The sequence below is a fragment of the Staphylococcus sp. LKG4-2 genome (assembly GCF_050955665.1).
In the GTDB taxonomy this organism is placed as follows: Bacteria; Bacillota; Bacilli; order Staphylococcales; family Staphylococcaceae; genus Staphylococcus; species Staphylococcus saprophyticus.
Genome location: NZ_CP194532.1, coordinates 1,853,655 through 1,873,415, shown reverse-complemented (window position 1 = coordinate 1,873,415; position 19,761 = coordinate 1,853,655). Strand labels below are relative to the sequence as shown.

At 34.2% G+C, this 19,761-nt stretch carries 17 protein-coding genes; all 17 read left to right on the top strand.

The window, feature by feature from the left end:
- Window positions 1-241 precede the first annotated feature (241 nt).
- The gene (pgeF, locus tag ACM6UH_RS09185; RefSeq protein ID WP_047503513.1) at window positions 242-1,030 is read left to right on the top strand and encodes a peptidoglycan editing factor PgeF; all 789 of its coding nucleotides are present in this window, start codon (window positions 242-244) and stop codon (window positions 1,028-1,030) included.
- Between the two features lie 17 nt (window positions 1,031-1,047).
- On the top strand, window positions 1,048-1,722 hold the full coding sequence (locus ACM6UH_RS09180; protein WP_011303322.1) for a YggS family pyridoxal phosphate-dependent enzyme: 675 nt from the start codon (window positions 1,048-1,050) through the stop codon (window positions 1,720-1,722).
- A gap of 5 nt (window positions 1,723-1,727) precedes the next feature.
- Entirely contained in the window at window positions 1,728-2,333 is a 606-nt protein-coding gene (locus ACM6UH_RS09175) for a cell division protein SepF (protein WP_002483538.1), read from the top strand.
- Window positions 2,334-2,346: 13 nt separating this feature from the next.
- Complete coding sequence (locus ACM6UH_RS09170) at window positions 2,347-2,637, top strand: YggT family protein (RefSeq protein WP_002483537.1); 291 nt, start codon at window positions 2,347-2,349, stop codon at window positions 2,635-2,637.
- Window positions 2,638-2,693: 56 nt separating this feature from the next.
- Window positions 2,694-3,524, top strand: coding sequence for an RNA-binding protein (locus ACM6UH_RS09165; RefSeq protein WP_048787294.1), 831 nt, complete (start codon window positions 2,694-2,696; stop codon window positions 3,522-3,524).
- Between the two features lie 139 nt (window positions 3,525-3,663).
- On the top strand, window positions 3,664-4,266 hold the full coding sequence (locus tag ACM6UH_RS09160) for a DivIVA domain-containing protein (protein ID WP_011303320.1): 603 nt from the start codon (window positions 3,664-3,666) through the stop codon (window positions 4,264-4,266).
- 242 nt (window positions 4,267-4,508) lie between these two features.
- Complete coding sequence (gene ileS, locus ACM6UH_RS09155; RefSeq protein WP_011303319.1) at window positions 4,509-7,259, top strand: isoleucine--tRNA ligase; 2,751 nt, start codon at window positions 4,509-4,511, stop codon at window positions 7,257-7,259.
- A gap of 251 nt (window positions 7,260-7,510) precedes the next feature.
- Window positions 7,511-8,305 carry a VOC family protein gene (locus ACM6UH_RS09150; RefSeq protein ID WP_047503520.1) on the top strand — a complete coding sequence of 265 codons (795 nt, stop codon included), beginning with the start codon at window positions 7,511-7,513 and terminating at the stop codon, window positions 8,303-8,305.
- 194 nt (window positions 8,306-8,499) lie between these two features.
- Window positions 8,500-8,976 (top strand): signal peptidase II, encoded by a 477-nt coding sequence (gene lspA, locus ACM6UH_RS09145; RefSeq protein WP_011303317.1) that lies wholly within the window; start codon window positions 8,500-8,502, stop codon window positions 8,974-8,976.
- A gap of 12 nt (window positions 8,977-8,988) precedes the next feature.
- Window positions 8,989-9,906, top strand: coding sequence for an RluA family pseudouridine synthase (locus ACM6UH_RS09140; protein WP_047503523.1), 918 nt, complete (start codon window positions 8,989-8,991; stop codon window positions 9,904-9,906).
- 484 nt (window positions 9,907-10,390) lie between these two features.
- Window positions 10,391-10,918 carry a bifunctional pyr operon transcriptional regulator/uracil phosphoribosyltransferase PyrR gene (pyrR, locus tag ACM6UH_RS09135; protein ID WP_011303315.1) on the top strand — a complete coding sequence of 176 codons (528 nt, stop codon included), beginning with the start codon at window positions 10,391-10,393 and terminating at the stop codon, window positions 10,916-10,918.
- Window positions 10,919-11,191: 273 nt separating this feature from the next.
- Window positions 11,192-12,499, top strand: coding sequence for a uracil-xanthine permease family protein (locus ACM6UH_RS09130; protein ID WP_047503525.1), 1,308 nt, complete (start codon window positions 11,192-11,194; stop codon window positions 12,497-12,499).
- Window positions 12,500-12,532: 33 nt separating this feature from the next.
- Window positions 12,533-13,435 (top strand): aspartate carbamoyltransferase catalytic subunit, encoded by a 903-nt coding sequence (locus ACM6UH_RS09125; protein ID WP_048787293.1) that lies wholly within the window; start codon window positions 12,533-12,535, stop codon window positions 13,433-13,435.
- On the top strand, window positions 13,432-14,706 hold the full coding sequence (locus ACM6UH_RS09120) for a dihydroorotase (RefSeq protein WP_048787292.1): 1,275 nt from the start codon (window positions 13,432-13,434) through the stop codon (window positions 14,704-14,706). Before ACM6UH_RS09125 ends, ACM6UH_RS09120 begins: the two co-directional genes overlap by 4 nt.
- A complete protein-coding gene (locus ACM6UH_RS09115; RefSeq protein ID WP_011303312.1) occupies window positions 14,706-15,806 on the top strand; it encodes a carbamoyl phosphate synthase small subunit in 1,101 nt (366 codons plus the stop codon). Before ACM6UH_RS09120 ends, ACM6UH_RS09115 begins: the two co-directional genes overlap by 1 nt.
- Window positions 15,799-18,972: a carbamoyl-phosphate synthase large subunit gene (gene carB, locus ACM6UH_RS09110; protein ID WP_433911955.1), complete on the top strand. Its 3,174-nt coding sequence runs from the start codon at window positions 15,799-15,801 to the stop codon at window positions 18,970-18,972. Before ACM6UH_RS09115 ends, carB begins: the two co-directional genes overlap by 8 nt.
- A gap of 96 nt (window positions 18,973-19,068) precedes the next feature.
- Window positions 19,069-19,761, top strand: a complete 693-nt coding sequence (gene pyrF / locus ACM6UH_RS09105) for an orotidine-5'-phosphate decarboxylase (RefSeq protein WP_002483524.1) — start codon at window positions 19,069-19,071, stop codon at window positions 19,759-19,761.

Here is a 19,761-nt window from a genome sequence, read left to right as displayed (position 1 = left end):
TTTCTTTTTCAAATTTAAAGAAAATAAAATGAGTCGGCTTCCAATTACAAATGGATCTACTCATAGATTTACAAATGCTAGTATAAATAGAGATATTTTATTATAATTAAAGTGTGTCTGTTATATGAATGACAAATGTTTTTCAGATAAGCAGAAAATTGAAACTAGCCATTATTTTGGAAGGGCATGTTGATTCGTAATATTAAAATTGAATAATATAAATTAATGGAGGTTCGTTGTGATGCAAGATAAATTTATTAAAAAGCGTCATATCTTGGAATATGAGGATAAACAATTAATAAATGTAAAACTGGGTATAACAACAAGAGAAGACGGTTTAAGTCCATATCCTCATAATGCGTTTAATATGGCAAGATATATTGATGATTCTCAGCAAAATATTACGAAACATCAAGAAATGCTTGCAACAGTTATTGGATTTCCAAGAGAACAATGGGTCTTCCCTATCCAAACACATGAAAACAAAGTTGTTAAAGTAACTAGCAACGATAAAGGAACAAATATTGATGCGTTAAATGATGCATTGCATGGTGTAGACGCACTATATACTTATGAACCCAATCTATTACTTACAATGTGCTATGCAGATTGTGTCCCAATATATTTTTACAGTGAAAAACATCATTTTATTGGACTGGCGCATGCTGGTTGGAGAGGGACGGTTGGACAAATCGTGAATGCATTAATCTCAAATATTGATTTTGACTTAAATGATTTAAATGTTGTTATTGGACCTGCTACTTCGACATCATATGAAATTAATGATGATATTAAATCAAAATTTGAAACGCTTCCCATTGATATCAACCAATATATTGATACTAGAGGCACAGACAGACATGGTATTGATTTAAAATGCGCCAATGCATTATTACTTGAAAATGCGGGTGTTCCCAAAGATAATATATATATAACAAATTATGCGACATCTGAAGATTTATCTTTGTTCTTTTCCTATCGAGTTGAAAAGGGGAACACAGGTAGAATGTTAGCATTTATTGGTCAATAATGAAGAGGTGTTTAAAGTTGGATGTACAATATAATTTAGAAAAAATAAATGAACAAATTGAAGCACATTGTAAAAAAGGTAATATTACAACAAAGCCAGACGTGATAGCAGTGACAAAGTATGTTACAATAGACCGAGCTAATGATGCATATAATGTTGGCATTAGACATTTCGGTGAAAATCGTTTAGAAGGCTTTCAACAAAAGAAAGCAGCTTTACCAGATGATGTTGTGATGCACTTTATTGGTTCATTGCAAACACGAAAAGTGAAAGATGTTATCAATGAAATAGATTATTTTCACGCGTTGGATCGGTTAAAATTGGCAAAAGAAATCAATAAACGTGCTGAACATAAAATTAAGTGTTTTGTTCAAGTCAATGTTTCAGGTGAATCATCGAAACAAGGTGTTTCATTATCTGAAGTAGAAACATTTATAAAAGAATTAAAGCAATATGAAAATATAGAAATTATAGGACTTATGACTATGGCGCCATTAACTGACGATGAGTCATATATTAAACGTTTATTTCAATTATTAAAATTAAAAAGAGATGAAATTAAAGCGCTCAATTTAAATTATGCACCATGTACTGAGTTGTCAATGGGAATGAGTAATGATTTCCATTTAGCTGCTGAAGAAGGTGCATCATTTGTGAGAATTGGGACTAAACTTGTAGGAAAAGAGGAGTGAGCCCCGTGGCTTTAAAAGATTTATTTAGTGGATTTTTCGTGGTTGAAGAGGAAGATGACGAATTAGAAGCACCACCAGAAGAAAATGAGCAACAAGAAAGACAACAACCTAAACAACAAGCGCAGTCTCAAAATCAATTTACAGAACAACCTAGAAATGTGAATTCAGAAAGACCGAGATCGATTCAATCCGTGCCCAAAAAGCAGTCAACTAGATTGCAACAATCATCGGGTGAAAGGAAGTATCAAATGAATAACACTACATCAAAAAATAATGCTAGGAACGTTGTGAATATGAATAATCAAGAGCAAGAAAATTATGATTTTACACAAGAAAGTTCTAAAATGTGTTTATTTGAACCACGTGTTTTTTCAGATACACAAGATATAGCTGACGAATTAAAAAATCGTCGTGCAACATTAGTTAACTTACAACGTATCGATAAAGTATCAGCTAAACGCATCATAGACTTTTTAAGTGGTACTGTATATGCGATTGGTGGAGACATCCAACGCGTCGGATCAGATATATTCTTATGTACACCAGACAATGTTGAAGTTGCTGGCAGTATCACGGATCAAATAGAAAATATGGAATACCAAGGTGAATAGAGGTTAAAAATAAATGGATATAGGTTTATTAGCAAATATATTTAATTTTATTTTATTCTTGGTTCAAATTTATTATTATGGAATGATTGTTTATTTCTTTATGTCGTGGATTCCAAATGCACGAGAAAACAGATTTGGTCAATTTTTAGCCAAAATTTATGAACCATTTTTAGAACAATTCCGTAAGATTATTCCGCCGCTCGGAATGATTGATATTTCGTCAATTGTTGCCATCATTGTACTTGTATTATTCAGAAGTGGATTGGCAAGTATCTTCAATCTTATTTTGAGTAAATTAATGTAATGATTAAAGCAATAATTAATATTTAGAGTGAATTTAAAAAAGTATGTATAAAATAAATGATAAGCACCTACGTTCATAGACGCGAGGTGCTTTGTCTTGTATTTGGGGTGAGCGTCATAGATATATATCAGCATTTTAGAAAAGAAGAGCATGAATTAATAGATCAACTTATAGATAAATGTAATCGGGCTAATGATCAATATTCGCCTATTTTAACGCCATTTTTAGATCCACGTGGTCAGTATATTATGAATGTGGTGGCTGGCAGTTTTGAAGATTTAGAAGTTACATTTTATGGTGGGCCATTCGCGGAAAGAAAAAGAGCGATGATTGCGCCAAGTTATTTTCAACCAGATGCAGAGGCATTTGAAATTGTATTAATTGAAATAGATTATCCTCAAAAATTTGTAACATTACAGCACCAACACATATTGGGTACAATCATGTCTTTAGGTATTGAAAGAGATCAACTAGGTGACATTGTTGTAGATGATCGAATTCAATTTACTTTGACAAAACAATTAGAATCTTATATTATATTGGAATTAACTAAAATCAAAGGTGCTTCAGTTAAACTTAATTCTATTCCTATAAAAGATATGATACAATCAAAAGAGCATTGGCTATCTTTTGAAACGACTGTCAGTGGTTTAAGATTAGATGTCGTATTAAAAGAGATGGTGCGTAAATCACGCTCGATAGCTAAGCAACTTATTGATAAAAAGCGTGTTAAAGTCAACCATACAGTGATTGATGCTGCAGATTTCCAACTAGATAGTGGGGATTTGTTGTCTATCCAAGGATTTGGAAGAGCGATGATTACTGATATTGGTGGTAAAACAAAAAAAGATAAAATACGCATTTCATATAAAACGCTGTTTAAATAATATGAAGTTTATGAAAGCGAATATAAACACTTTGCACAATTAACTAAATGATATATTATAAAAGAATATTGTAGGAAAAACACTATTTATCTTATTTAATCAAAGCTGATAATAGTGTATTATAGAAGGAGGATCATGTATGCCTTTTACACCAAGTGAAATAAAAAACAAAACATTTACTCAAGTAAAAAGTGGGTTTGAACCTAAAGAAGTTGAAGACTATTTAGAACAATTAAGTAATGAAATTGAACGTCTAAAAGAAGACAAAGCTCAGTTAGAAAAAGTCATTGAAGATAAAGAAACAAATATTCAATCTTACAAGGATGTACATCAATCCGTAAGTGATGCTTTAATTCAAGCAAAACATGCTGGTGAGGAAACTAAAGCAGCTGCTACAAAAGAAGCAGAAGCAACAGTAGCAAAAGCAAAAGCAGAAGCGGATAAAATTGTTAATGATGGTGTGGAAAAAGCACGTCGCTTATCTTTCCAAACAGAAGATATGAAACGTCAATCAAAAATTTTCAGATCGCGTTTCCGTATGCTAGTTGAAGCACAATTAGATTTACTTAAAAGTGAAGATTGGGATTACTTATTAAATTATGATTTGGATTCTGAACAAGTGACTCAAGAAAATATTAATCATTTGAATGAAAAGGATTTAACTGAAGAAGAAAAAGCTATGAAAGCAAAAGCAGAAGCAGATAATACTGCACAATCAAATGATGATCCGAATAAAGCATAAGGATAACAGACACGTTTGAAACGAAACACATATCAAAGCGAGTTAGGAATAGTGAGAGCCTTTCATATGTGCGTTTCTAATATCACTGTTGTCACAATTTATATAACATAAATGAGAGAACTCTAAGTTGAGTTAACCAGGGTGGTAACGCGGTCAATATCGTCCCTGTTAATTGAACTTAGGGTTCTTTTATTGTATAAAATGAACTAACTTAGAAAATCGGAAGAAGGAGTGTATTGAAAATGGATTATAAAGATACGTTGTTAATGCCAAAAACAGATTTCCCAATGCGTGGAGGTTTGCCAAATAAAGAGCCAAAAATACAAGAAGAATGGGATGCCAAAAATATTTATCAAAAAGTATTAGATAAAAATGAAGGTAATCCGTCATTTATTTTACATGATGGACCACCGTATGCGAATGGTAATTTACACATGGGCCATGCCTTAAATAAAATTCTTAAAGATATTATTACGAGATATAAATCCATGCTTGGTTACTATGCACCATACGTTCCAGGTTGGGATACACATGGTCTTCCAATTGAACAAGCATTGACTAAAAAGGGCGTTAAACGTAAAGAACTATCAATCGCTGAATTTAGAAAAAAATGTGAAGCATTTGCATTAGAACAAATCGACAACCAGAAAAAAGATTTTAAACGTTTAGGTGTTAAAGGTGATTTTAATAATCCATACATTACGCTTAAACCTGAATATGAAGCAGCTCAAATTCGTTTGTTTGGTGAAATGGCAGACAAAGGATTAATTTATAAAGGTAAAAAACCTGTTTATTGGTCACCATCAAGTGAATCGTCATTAGCTGAAGCTGAAATTGAATATCAAGATAAACGTTCACCGTCTATTTATGTAGCTTTTGATGTTATAGATGGTAAAGGTATTGTAGATGACGATGCACAATTCATCATCTGGACAACAACACCATGGACTTTACCTTCAAATGTTGCCATTACAGTACACCCAGATTTAACTTATGGTCAATATAATGTTAACGGCAAAAAATATATTATCGGTAAAGATTTAGCGAGTGATGTGGCTGAAGCGCTAGATTGGGACGAAGATACTTTAGAATTAGAAAAAGAATTCAAAGGTAAAGACTTAGAGTACATTAAAGCGCAACATCCATTCTTTGATCGTGAATCATTAGTTATCAACGGGTTACACGTTACTACTGATGCAGGTACAGGTTGTGTACACACAGCACCAGGTCATGGTGAAGATGACTATATTGTTGGTCAAAAATACAATTTACCTGTTATCAGTCCTGTTGATGATAAAGGTGTGTTCACTGATGAAGCAGGTCAATTTGAAGGCATGTTCTATGATAAAGCAAACAAAGAAATCACAGATTTATTAAAAGAAGATGGCTCATTATTAAAATTAGAATTTATTACACATAGTTACCCTCATGATTGGCGTACTAAGAAACCAGTGATCTTTAGAGCGACACCACAATGGTTTGCTTCTATTGATAAAGTACGTGAGGACATCTTAAGTGCAATAGACGATACGCAATTCAAAGTTGATTGGGGTAAAACACGTATCTATAATATGATTCGTGATCGTGGAGAATGGGTTATTTCTCGCCAACGTGTATGGGGTGTGCCATTACCAGTATTTTATGCAGAAAATGGTGACATCATCATGACAAGTGAGACCGTAAACCATGTTGCAGATTTATTTGAAGCAAATGGTTCAAATATTTGGTTTGAACGTGAAGCGAAAGATTTACTGCCAGAAGGTTTTACACATCCTGGTAGCCCTAACGGCGAATTCACAAAAGAAACGGATATCATGGATGTATGGTTTGATTCAGGTTCTTCACACCGTGGTGTATTAGAGGCACGTCCAGAATTATCATATCCTGCAGATTTATATCTTGAAGGTAGTGACCAGTATCGTGGTTGGTTTAACTCTTCAATAACAACTTCTGTAGCTACAAGGGGACAATCACCATATAAAATGTTACTTTCTCATGGCTTTGTCATGGATGGCGAAGGTAAAAAAATGAGTAAATCATTAGGAAATGTGATTGTTCCTGATCAAATCGTTAAACAAAAAGGTGCAGACATTGCACGTCTATGGGTAAGTAGTGTAGATTATTTAGCAGATGTTCGTATATCTGATGAAATCTTAAAACAATCTTCTGATGTATATCGTAAGATTAGAAATACGCTAAGATTTATGCTAGGAAATGTGAGTGATTATAACCCTGCCACAGACGCTATCGCAGAAAAAGATTTACTAGAAGTAGATAAATATTTATTAAATAGATTACGTGAATTTACTGCAAACACATTAGATCACTATGATAACTATGATTATTTAGATATTTACCAAGAAGTTCAAAACTTTATCAATGTGGAATTAAGTAATTTCTATCTAGATTATGGTAAAGATATTCTATATATTGAAGAACGTGATTCACACAAACGTCGCAGCATGCAAACGGTGTTATACCAAATTGTAGTAGATATGACAAAACTACTTGCACCGATTTTAGTTCATACTGCTGAAGAAGTTTGGTCTCATATTCCACACGTAGAAGAAGAGAGTGTACATTTAACAAATATGCCAGAGCGCGTAGAAATTGATCAAGCGTTTGTTGATAGATGGAATACATTTATGAAATTACGTGATGATGTTAACCGTGCATTAGAAGTTGCACGTAATGAAAAAGTAATCGGTAAATCACTCGAAGCAAAAGTTGTGATTGGCTCTAATGAAAACTTCGATGCGACGACATTCTTACAACAATTCAAAGATTTACAACAACTATTTATCACTTCTCAAGCTGAAGTTGTCGATAAAGTAGATGACGGTGTTGCATATCAACATGGTGATATCCGTATCGAACATGCTCATGGAGAAAAATGTGAACGTTGTTGGAATTATAGTGAGGAATTAGGTTCAGTAGGTGAATTAGATAACTTATGTCCTCGTTGTCAAGCAGTTGTAAAAACACTTGTATAAGAATTAGAAAGTAAGTAAAAATGATTCAATAAGTTCAAAGGTTACTTATATTTGCATTCAGCAAATTAAGTAACCTTTTCTTATGGCAATAATTGTTGTTATAATTTAGTGAAAATAAAATGCTAATGGCGCGGATGTACAGTAATATCAATAATGAAGGACGTATGAATTAGCATAGGTAGATAGATAAAAATTAAACGTAAAGTGTCATTTTAATGAATAAGAAATTGACATTTGGAAAGGTGTTTGTCATGTTTCATAATCAAAGTGCTCATTTTGTAAATGGCATCACATTAAATGTAAGAGATAAAGAAGCAATGAAGCATTTTTATCAAGACATATTAGGATTGAATGTAGTGAATGAATCACTATCTATTGTTCATTATGAAATAGGAAATATGAATCATTTTTTAACATTAAATCAAATAAATATGGGGAGAGAGCCATTAACATCGGAAGCTGGCTTATTTCATTTAGCTATAAAGTTACCTTCAAAGACAGACTTAGCAGATTTACTTGTACAGTTAAGTGAATATACAATTCCAGTTAACGGCGGTGAACACGAAACGGCTACCTCAATTTTTCTAGAGGATCCTGAAGGCAATGGACTTGAATTCTATGTCGATAATCCAATGGAAGATTGGTCTTTTGAAAATGGACAAGTTGTATTAGAGACCCAACCGATTAATGTGCCACATCTATTGACTTATGTATCAAATGAAAAGTGGCAAGGCATTCCAGATGAAAGTATTATTGGTTATATTAATCTAAAGACAATAGAGTTAAAACGTATTAAATTATATTACAAGCGATTTTTTGGTTTAGAACCATCCGCTTTAGAAACCAATCATTCAGTATATTTATCATCAAATGGTTATCATCAGCATATCGTTGTGAATAATTGGTACTCTAGTATCAAACGTATTGAAAATGAACGTACCTATGGTTTGGCTTGTGTAGATTACCATTATCCTGAATCGACTCATAAACGCTTAACTGGACCCGATGGGATTCAATTTAGATTCAATTTCTACAAAGTGATATAAAGAAGCGAAATAAAAAATGAAAAGCATAGTTAGAAATTTCCTGATTGCATCGGTATAATTTTAAACGTCAAAATTTCGTATAGGAAATGTAGTTTTTTTACAGATAATGAAACTGTAACTTTTTTTATAAGTTTGAGTAGGATATAATGAGAGTTGTTGTAAAAGCGACTGAACGTAGAATAGGAGGTACGGACATGAAACGTCAGTACTATATTGGTATTTCTTTATTCATAACAATCATTATATTAGTATTAGATCAAATCACAAAATTTATTATTGCTAGTTCAATGAAAGTGGGAGATTCATTTGAAGTTATTCCCAACTTTTTAAATATAACTTCGCATCGTAATGATGGTGCAGCTTGGGGAATTTTAAGTGGAAAGATGAGTTTTTTCTTTATTATCACAATCATTATACTGGTTGTACTCATCGTATTTTATATTAAAGAAGCGAAAAACAATTTATTGATGCAAATCGCAATTAGTTTATTGTTTGCTGGTGCATTAGGGAACTTCATCGATCGTGTGTTACATGGAGAAGTTGTAGACTTTGTAGATACATATATCTTTGGATATAATTTTCCAATATTTAATGTAGCTGACTCAAGTTTAACGATAGGCGTTTTATTAATTATTATCGCTTTGCTAACAGATATGAAGAAAGAAGAATAGGAGAGATATTGTATGGATATACATCAGTTTAAGATTGAAAATCCAGAAGATACAGGCCAACGTATCGATAAATTACTACCTGAATATCATTCAGAGTGGTCACGTACACAAATTCAAGACTGGATTAAAGCTTCTCTAGTAAAAGTAAACGACCAGGTCATTAAATCTAATTATAAGACAAAAATGAATGATCACATTGTTGTAACCGAAAAAGAAACCGTTGAAGCGGATATTCAACCAGAAAATTTAAATTTAGATATTTATTATGAAGATGATGATGTAGCGATTGTATATAAACCTAAAGGTATGGTTGTGCATCCATCTGCAGGTCATTATACCGGTACATTAGTGAATGGTCTAATGTATCAAATGAAAAATTTATCAGGTATTAACGGTGAAATACGTCCAGGTATTGTACATCGTATTGATAAAGATACCTCAGGTTTACTCATGGTTGCTAAAAATGATGTGGCACATCGTAGTTTAGTTGATCAACTCGTTAATAAAACCGTGACACGTAAATATGTCGCTTTGGTACATGGTAATATTCCTCATGATTATGGTACTGTTGATGCGCCGATTGGTAGAAATAAAAACGATCGTCAATCTATGGATGTTGTAGATGATGGTAAAGAGGCGGTTACACATTTTAATGTTTTAGAACATTTTAATAAATACACATTAATAGAGTGTCAATTAGAAACCGGACGTACCCACCAAATCCGTGTGCATATGAAATATATTGGTTATCCATTAGTTGGTGACCCCAAATATGGCCCTAAAAAAACATTAGATATAGGTGGCCAAGCGTTACACGCTGGAATTATTGGCTTTGAACATCCAGTTACACATGAGTATATTGAAAAATCAACTGCATTACCTGAAGATTTTGAACAGTTATTGTCAGAATTACGTAGAAGTGATAAATAAAAATGATAAAATTTTATAAAATGGATTATTAAACATTCATAGTGCCTAATTTTTAATTAATCAAACTGTCATTTCCACTAAAGATACACATTTTAAATTGAAACAAGCATACCGTTTTCTGTCTCACTACTGTGTTTATTTCTTAAGTGGCTTGCAAGTGAATGCGTTTCATGGTAGTATGGTGACAGTTTAATAAAGAGCGTACGTCTTTAATTGTAAGTCCAGAGAGGCTTCGAAGACATGTATTTATTAAAGGTAGACAAACAATATTTTTCTCATTTGAGAAAAATACCTGTTGTAGTTAGTATCATATAACGCAACGGAAGATACAGTCGTTAGTAAAAACACTGTAAAGAGAAATCAGCTTGGATAAGAAAGCATATGTCTCTTATACGTTTGTCATACACTTTAACAAACCTCATGTCTTAATAAAGACATGAGGTTTTCTTTATATCATCATCATTTTAAAAGGTAGGTGCCTAAGATGTCAGAACGCATTATTATGGATGAAGCGGCAATTCAACGTACTGTGACACGTATTGCACACGAAATTTTAGAATATAATAAAGGTACTGATAATTTAATCTTATTAGGTATTAAGACACGTGGCGCATTTTTAGCAAGAAGAATTCAACAAAAAATTGAGCAAATTGATGAAATTGCTGTGCCTACAGGTACAATCGATATAACACAATTTAGAGATGATTTGGAACAAACGATAAATCAAGTAGATGAAAGATCATATGAAATTGATGTAAACATTACTAATCAAGTAGTCATTATTATCGATGATGTCTTATATACTGGTAGAACTGTAAGAGCGTCACTAGATGCAGTGTTACAGTATGCTAGGCCGAAGAAGATTGGGCTAGCGACACTAGTAGATAGAGGGCATAGAGAGTTACCAATAAGAGCTGACTTTGTAGGTAAAAATATCCCGACAGCCAAGGAAGAAGATGTTTCAGTATATTTAGAAGAAATAGATGAAAGAAATGCAGTTGTAATTGAATAACACCTTTTAATTCGGTACGAGAGACTGAAAAAGGGGAGAGGGTTAAACGGATGCAATAATATTGATAAATGTTTTATTGTAATACATCCGTTTATAAATTAAACAATTAATGAAACAACCTCTTCAATTATCTAATTTTATTTTTAAAGCACATTAATATTATAGAAGTTACATAACTTTTTATATGTGTATGAGTAAATTAGATAATATACTTTTTAGTCTCTTTACATGAATTTAATGTAAAGAGATTTTTTTATGAGAGGAAGCATAACCATGGAAAATGAAACAATGTTTGAACGGACAGTCAAGCCAGTATTAGATGTACAAGATAAACCAAAAATTGGACAGTGGGCATTTTTAAGTACACAGCATTTATTCGCAATGTTTGGTTCGACCGTACTTGTACCATTTTTAACTGGATTACCCATATCATCAGCGCTTTTAGCATCAGGTATAGGAACATTGCTTTATATCCTAATAACAAAAGCTAAGATACCAGCATATTTAGGATCGAGCTTTGCATTTATCACACCGATTATAACGGGGTTAAATTCTCATAGCCTTGGTGATATGCTGATGGCACTCTTTATGAGCGGCGTGATGTACGTATTAATAGGCTTAGCAATTAGATTGAGTGGTACGGGCTGGCTTATGCATCTTTTGCCACCTGTTGTTGTAGGACCAGTGATTATGGTCATAGGATTGAGTTTAGCACCAACAGCAGTTAATATGGCCATGTTTGAGAACTCAGGGGACATGAAAGGTTACAACTTAAGTTACTTGATTGTAGCTATGATTACGTTATTAGTAACAATTATTGTTCAAGGTTATTTTAAAGGATTCTTATCACTCATTCCTGTTCTAATAGGAATCATAACAGGTTACATCGTTTCGGCTTGTATGGGATTAGTCAACTTTGCACCGATTGCTAAAGCAAAATGGCTACAGTTTCCAGAAGTCTACATACCATTTAAAGATTATACACCTTCGTTTCATCTAGGACTCATACTCGTCTTGATACCTATTGTATTTGTGACGGTAAGTGAACATATCGGGCACCAAATGGTTATCAATAAGATTGTAGGACGTAATTTTTTCAAGGATCCAGGCTTAGACAAATCAATCATTGGTGATGGTGTTTCAACCATGTTTGCAAGTATTATCGGAGGTCCTCCAAGTACAACATATGGTGAAAATATCGGCGTTTTAGCAATCACAAAAATTTATAGTGTTTATGTGATTGGTGGCGCAGCAGTCATTGCAATCATTTTAGGATTTGTCGGGAAATTTACAGCACTGGTTTCATCTATACCAACCCCAGTCATGGGTGGGGTATCCATCCTGTTATTTGGCATTATCGCAGCAAGTGGCTTGAGGATGTTAGTGGAAAGTGAAGTAGATTTTGCGAGCAATAGAAACCTAGTCATTGCATCGGTCATACTTGTTATTGGTATTGGCAATCTAGTATTCAATTTAAATGGATTAGGGATTAACTTAGAAATAGAAGGTATGGCATTAGCAGCGTTAGCAGGTATTATACTTAACTTGATTTTACCTAAAACAGCACCAAACAATAATTAAAAGAAATTCTGATGATGAGGGAGCTGAATAAAAATGGATAATTTACTTTCAATGGAATGCTTAAATACGACTGAAATTTACGATCTAATACAACGTGCGAGCGCTTTTAAAAATGGTAACGCGCAGCCAGGATGTTTTGAAGATAAATTTGTTGCTAATCTATTCTTTGAAAATTCCACACGTACAAAAAGTAGTTTTTTAGTAGCGGAACAAAAATTAGGACTAAAGTTAATAGATTTTGAGACAAGTACATCATCCGTTCAAAAAGGTGAATCATTGTATGATACTTGTAAAACGCTGGAACAAATTGGTGCCAATGTGTTAGTTATTCGACATTCACAAACAACTTATTATGATGAATTAAAGCATTTAAATATACCTATCATCAATGCTGGAGATGGTAGCGGACAACATCCGACACAAAGTTTACTAGACCTCATGACAATTTACGAAGAATACAAGACTTTTGAAGGTTTGAATGTACTTATCTGTGGTGATGTCAAGAACTCACGTGTAGCGAAAAGTAATTACCAAAGTCTAACAGCATTAGGTGCGCATGTCATGTTCTCTAGTCCAGATGAATGGAAAGATGAAACATTAGAAGCACCTTATGTTGATATTGATGAAGTGATTGATCGAATCGATATTGTCATGTTGTTAAGAGTCCAACACGAGAGACATGAGGATAGTGAAGTTACTAGCTTTGAAGTGAGTCAATATCATGAAAATTTTGGTTTAACGCAATCACGTTATGATTTATTGAAAGATCGAGCAATTATCATGCATCCTGCACCAGTAAATCGCGGTGTAGAAATTGAAGATACATTAGTAGAAGCACCGAAATCACGTATTTTTAAACAAATGGAAAATGGTATGTATATACGTATGGCAGTTATAGATCATATCTTACAAACGGAAGGGGCAACAGCAAAATGAAATTATTAACAAATGCAAAAATCTTAAAAAATGGTGAATTAACGACGGTATCGATTTTAATTGAGGGACAACATATTAAAAAAATCGCACCACACATTGATGTTATATCAGAGACTGAAGTCATAGACGTTAAAGGACAATTCGTTTCGCCAGGATTAGTTGATGTCCATGTCCATTTACGTGAACCAGGCGGTGAACACAAAGAAACAATAGAAACGGGTACGAAAGCAGCGGCGAGAGGTGGATTTACTACAGTATGTCCAATGCCGAATACGAAACCTGTGCCTGATTCAGAAGAAAATCTGAATCGCTTAAACCAATTAATTGAAGAAAATGCACAAGTAAGAGTATTGCCATATGCAGCAATCACAGTTAGACAGGCTGGGAAAGAACACGTGGACTTTGAAACACTTGCTAACAACGGTGCATTCGCATTTACAGATGATGGTGTTGGTGTACAACAAGCTAGCATGATGTACGAAGCTATGCAAGCGGCTGCAAAAGTAAATAAAGCAGTTGTTGCACATTGTGAAGATAACAGTTTAATATACGGCGGAGCAATGCACGAAGGTCAGCGTAGTGAAGCGTTAGGTATACCAGGTATTCCAAATATATGTGAAGCTGTACAAATCGCGAGAGATGTTTTACTGGCAGAAGCAGCAGGCGCACATTATCATGTATGTCACGTATCTACAAAGGAAAGTGTCAGAACAATTAGAGATGCTAAAAAGGCAGGCATTCATGTAACTGCTGAAGTCACACCACACCATTTATTATTAACAGAAGATGATGTACCAGGTGATGATGCTATTTATAAAATGAACCCGCCTTTAAGAAGTAAAGAGGATAGAGAGGCATTATTAGAAGGTTTATTAGATGGCACGATTGATTGTATAGCTACGGATCATGCACCACATGCAGCAGAAGAAAAGAATCAGCCAATGACGAAAGCACCATTTGGTATAGTTGGAAGTGAAACAGCGTTCCCATTACTATACACTCATTTCGTTAAAAATGGAGATTGGACACTTCAACAATTGGTAGATTATTTAACAATCAAACCTGCACAAACATTTGATTTACCTTTTGGAAGATTGGAAGAAGGTTATTTAGCAGATTTAACAGTCATTAACTTAGAAGAAGAAAGCGAAATTAAAGCAGAAGATTTTGCATCTAAAGGAACCAATACACCATTTATCGGTTACAAAGTTTACGGTACACCCGTATTAACAATGGTTGAAGGCGAAGTTAAATTTGAGGAGGAAGAATAATGTTGAAAAAACGTTATCTCGTATTAGAAGATGGTTCATATTATGAAGGTTATCCAATAGGTTCAGATCAATTAACATTAGGAGAAATTGTATTTAACACAGCTATGACTGGTTACCAAGAAACAATTTCAGATCCATCATATACTGGTCAAATTATTACATTTACTTATCCATTAATTGGTAATTATGGTATTAACAGAGATGATTTTGAAGCACTTGTTCCAACGTTAAATGGTGTTGTAGTGAAAGAAGCGAGTCGCCAACCAAGTAATTTCAGAAAGCAAAAGACATTCCATGAAGTATTACAAGAATATGATATACCAGGAATTTCAGGTGTAGATACACGTAGCATTACACGTAAAATAAGAAACAATGGTGTATTAAAAGCAGGTTTTACAGATGAAAAAAGTGAAATTGATTCAATGATTGCAAAGCTGCAATCCGTTGAATTGCCGCGAAATGAAGTCACAACTGTTTCTACTAAATCACCATATGTTTCTACAGGTTATGGACTTAGCGTCGTACTAGTAGATTTTGGAAAAAAACAAAACATAGTTAGAGAATTAAACGCGCGTGGTTGTAATGTAACTGTAGTGCCTTATGACACTTCAGCAGAAGCGATTATTCGCATGTCACCTGATGGTGTTATGCTGTCAAATGGCCCAGGTGACCCTGAAGAAGTCCATGTAGCTGTTGAAATGATTAAAGGCATTTTAGGGAAAATACCATTTTTTGGTATTTGTTTAGGACATCAATTATTTGCATTATCACAAGGTGCTACGTCATTTAAGATGAAATTTGGTCATAGAGGGGCTAACCATCCGGTTAAAGATTTAAAAACTGGAAAGATAGCTTTAACAAGTCAAAATCATGGTTATGCCATTGACAAAGCATCTCTAAAAAATACTGACCTAGAAGTGACACATATTGCAATTAATGATGATACGGTTGAGGGCTTGAGACATAAATCATTACCAGCTTTTTCAGTACAATATCATCCAGAAGCATGTCCAGGACCATCAGATTCAAACTACTTATTCGATGAATTTATAGACATGATAAATGAATATAAAACAAAGGAGCTTACAAATAATGCCTAAACGTCAAGATATAGAAACCATTTTAGTAATAGGATCAGGACCAATTATTATCGGTCAAGCTGCAGAGTTTGATTATGCTGGAACTCAAGCTTGTCTTGCGTTAAAAGAAGAAGGATACCGCGTCATTTTAGTAAATTCCAATCCTGCAACAATTATGACGGATAACGAAATTGCAGATAAAGTTTATATTGAGCCTTTAACACATGACTTCATCGCACGTATTATACGTAAAGAACAACCAGATGCATTATTACCTACACTTGGTGGCCAAACTGGTTTGAATATGGCGATTCAGTTGCATGATAGTGGTGAACTAGAAGCGAATAATGTAAAACTATTAGGTACTGAATTGGAATCCATTCAACAGGCGGAAGATAGAGAGTTATTTAGAACACTTATGAACGATTTAGGCGTACCAGTTCCTGAAAGTGATATCGTTAATACAGTTGAACAAGCTTTTGCTTTTAAAGAAGAAGTGGGTTATCCACTCATCGTTAGACCTGCATTCACAATGGGTGGCACAGGTGGCGGTATTTGTCACAATGATGCAGAATTCAAAGAAATTGTAACAAACGGTCTACATTATAGTCCGGCAACACAATGTCTAATTGAAAAATCAATTGCAGGATTTAAAGAAATAGAATATGAGGTTATGCGTGATAAAAACGATAACGCAATCGTAGTTTGTAATATGGAAAATATTGACCCTGTCGGCATACATACAGGTGATTCAATCGTTGTTGCACCAAGCCAAACACTATCAGATGTAGAGTATCAAATGTTACGTGATGTATCATTGAAAGTTATTCGAGCGCTCGGTATAGAAGGTGGATGTAATGTGCAATTAGCATTAGACCCACACTCATTAGATTATTATATTATTGAAGTGAATCCACGTGTTTCAAGATCATCTGCATTAGCTTCAAAAGCAACGGGCTATCCGATTGCTAAATTAGCAGCTAAAATCGCTATTGGTTTAACACTAGATGAAATGTTAAATCCGATAACAGAAACATCCTATGCAGCATTTGAGCCAACTTTAGATTATGTAATTTCTAAAATTCCTCGTTTCCCATTTGATAAATTCGAAAAAGGAGAACGTGTCTTAGGAACTCAAATGAAAGCAACTGGTGAAGTAATGGCAATTGGTAGAACATATGAAGAATCACTACTAAAAGCAATTCGTTCCTTAGAATATGGTGTACATCACTTAGGATTACCTAATGGTGAAACATTTGATTTAGGTTATATTAAAGAACGTATTCAAGACCAAGATGATGAACGTTTATTCTTTATAGGTGAGGCAATTCGCAGAGGTACTACATTAGAAGAAATACATGAAATGACAAAAATAGATTATTTCTTCTTAAATAAATTCCAACACATCATAGATATTGAACACGATTTGAAATCAAATAAAGGTGACATTGATTATTTAAAATTCGCAAAAAATTACGGTTTTAGTGATAGAGTAATCGCACATCGATTCGATATGACAGAAGAAGAGGTGTACGATTTAAGACAACAAAACGGCATTATACCAGTGTATAAAATGGTTGATACATGTGCTGCAGAATTTGAATCTGCTACGCCTTATTATTACGGCACGTATGAATATGAAAATGAATCTGTAGTCACAGAGAAAGAAAAAATTCTTGTCTTAGGTTCAGGACCTATTAGAATTGGACAAGGTGTAGAATTTGATTACGCCACTGTACATGCTGTATGGGCAATTCAACAAGCGGGCTACGAAGCGATTATAGTTAATAACAATCCAGAAACTGTTTCGACCGACTTTTCTATTTCGGATAAATTATACTTTGAACCGTTAACTGAAGAAGATGTCATGAACATTATAGATTTAGAGCAACCTAAAGGTGTCGTTGTACAGTTTGGTGGGCAAACGGCCATTAACTTAGCCGATAAACTAGCGAAACATGACGTGAAGATTTTAGGAACATCATTAGAAGATTTAAATAGAGCAGAAGACCGTAAAGAGTTTGAAGCGTTATTACACACGATTGATGTACCACAACCTAATGGTAAAACTGCAACGTCACCACAAGAAGCATTAGAAAATGCACGCAGTATTGGCTATCCAGTCGTCGTCAGACCTTCTTATGTATTAGGTGGTCGCGCTATGGAAATCGTTAATAGTGATGCAGAATTAGAAGACTACATGAATCAAGCAGTTAAAGCAAGTCCAGACCATCCGGTATTAGTCGATAGATATTTGACAGGTAAAGAGATTGAAGTAGATGCGATTTCTGATGGTGAAACAGTGATTATACCAGGTATTATGGAACATATTGAAAGAGCGGGAGTCCATTCAGGTGATTCCATTGCTGTTTATCCACCACAAACGTTAAAGCAAGAAGAAATGACAACATTAGAAGACTTTACGATTCGTTTAGCAAAAGGCTTAAACATTGTTGGTTTAATTAACATTCAATTTGTAATTGCGCATGATGGTGTATATGTATTAGAAGTGAATCCACGTTCGAGTCGTACAGTACCATTTTTAAGCAAGATTACGAATATTCAAATGGCACAGTTAGCTATGCGTGCAATCATAGGTGACAAGCTAGTGGACTTAGGATATCAACCAGGCATCCAACCTTATACAGAAGGTGTCTTTGTGAAAGCACCCGTATTTAGCTTTAACAAATTGAAAAACGTCGACATCACGTTAGGACCTGAAATGAAGTCAACAGGTGAAGTGATGGGTAAAGATGCAACTATGGAAAAAGCACTGTTTAAAGGTTTAACAGCTAGTGGGATGAAAGTTAAAGATCATGGTACGGTCTTGATGACAGTCAGCGATAAAGATAAAGATGAAATTGTCTCTATTGCACAACGATTAAATGAAGTAGGATATAGAATCTTAGCAACACAAGGTACTGCACGAAAATTAGCCGAGAATAATATACCTTCAGAAGTAGTAGGAAAAATTGGTGGCGAAGATGATTTACTTACGCGTATACAAAATGGAGAAGTACAAATCGTTGTGAATACGATGACCAAAGGTAAAGAATTCGAACGAGATGGTTTCCAAATTAGACGCGCCTCCGTAGAAAATGGCGTGCCTTGTCTAACCTCATTAGATACGGTTGTTGCATTAACACGTGTAATTGAAAGCATGACATTTACAATGAAAAATATGTAGTAATGAATAAGTGAGAAATGTCACAGCAATGAACAATCATTGACTTTGTGATGGATTAGATAAGATGAAATAAAAAAGGTTAGGATGTAGAGCTAGATGAAAAACTTGCCAATTATTGCTTTAGATTTTGATTCAACAGAAGCTGTAGATCAGTTTTTAGACCAATTTAATGAACCACTATTCGTGAAAATTGGAATGGAACTCTTTTATCAAACTGGACCTCAACTGATTGCTTCAATAAAGGATAGAGGACATGACATTTTTCTTGATTTAAAATTGCATGATATTCCTAATACGGTTGGCAAAGCAATGGAAGGCTTAAGCAAATTAAATATCGATCTTGTGAATGTGCATGCGGCAGGTGGTACAGAAATGATGAAACAAGCCTTGAACGGTTTGCAAAAACACAACCCCGATATTAAATTAATTGCAGTTACTCAATTGACGTCAACAACTGAAACGATGTTGCACAAGGAACAAAACATTCAAACTTCAATTGAGGAGGCTGTTTTGAACTATGCAACTTTAGCACAATCATCAGGTTTGGATGGCATCGTATGTTCACCACTAGAAGCAGAATTAGTGAAAAATGAATTAGGTAATGACTTTTTAAAGGTAACACCTGGTATCAGACCAAAAGATGCTAGTTCAGACGACCAAAAACGTATTACAACACCAGAAGATGCTAAAGAATTAGGTTCAACACATATTGTTGTTGGAAGACCAATCACCAAAAGTGAAAACCCAGTAGCAAGTTATCATAAAATCAAAGAAAGTTGGTTAGGTTAA

Excerpts from the sequence above, each read along its gene's own strand:
- pgeF (WP_047503513.1), top strand. The coding sequence starts at position 242 with ATGCAAGATAAATTTATTAAAAAGCGTCATATCTTGGAATATGAGGAT.
- ACM6UH_RS09170 (WP_002483537.1), top strand. The coding sequence starts at position 2,347 with ATGGATATAGGTTTATTAGCAAATATATTTAATTTTATTTTATTCTTG.
- ACM6UH_RS09165 (WP_048787294.1), top strand. The coding sequence starts at position 2,694 with ATGATAAGCACCTACGTTCATAGACGCGAGGTGCTTTGTCTTGTATTT.
- ACM6UH_RS09160 (WP_011303320.1), top strand. The coding sequence starts at position 3,664 with ATGCCTTTTACACCAAGTGAAATAAAAAACAAAACATTTACTCAAGTA.
- ileS (WP_011303319.1), top strand. The coding sequence starts at position 4,509 with ATGGATTATAAAGATACGTTGTTAATGCCAAAAACAGATTTCCCAATG.
- ACM6UH_RS09150 (WP_047503520.1), top strand. The coding sequence starts at position 7,511 with ATGTTTCATAATCAAAGTGCTCATTTTGTAAATGGCATCACATTAAAT.
- lspA (WP_011303317.1), top strand. The coding sequence starts at position 8,500 with ATGAAACGTCAGTACTATATTGGTATTTCTTTATTCATAACAATCATT.
- ACM6UH_RS09140 (WP_047503523.1), top strand. The coding sequence starts at position 8,989 with ATGGATATACATCAGTTTAAGATTGAAAATCCAGAAGATACAGGCCAA.
- pyrR (WP_011303315.1), top strand. The coding sequence starts at position 10,391 with ATGTCAGAACGCATTATTATGGATGAAGCGGCAATTCAACGTACTGTG.
- ACM6UH_RS09130 (WP_047503525.1), top strand. The coding sequence starts at position 11,192 with ATGGAAAATGAAACAATGTTTGAACGGACAGTCAAGCCAGTATTAGAT.
- ACM6UH_RS09125 (WP_048787293.1), top strand. The coding sequence starts at position 12,533 with ATGGATAATTTACTTTCAATGGAATGCTTAAATACGACTGAAATTTAC.
- ACM6UH_RS09120 (WP_048787292.1), top strand. The coding sequence starts at position 13,432 with ATGAAATTATTAACAAATGCAAAAATCTTAAAAAATGGTGAATTAACG.
- ACM6UH_RS09115 (WP_011303312.1), top strand. The coding sequence starts at position 14,706 with ATGTTGAAAAAACGTTATCTCGTATTAGAAGATGGTTCATATTATGAA.
- carB (WP_433911955.1), top strand. The coding sequence starts at position 15,799 with ATGCCTAAACGTCAAGATATAGAAACCATTTTAGTAATAGGATCAGGA.
- pyrF (WP_002483524.1), top strand. The coding sequence starts at position 19,069 with ATGAAAAACTTGCCAATTATTGCTTTAGATTTTGATTCAACAGAAGCT.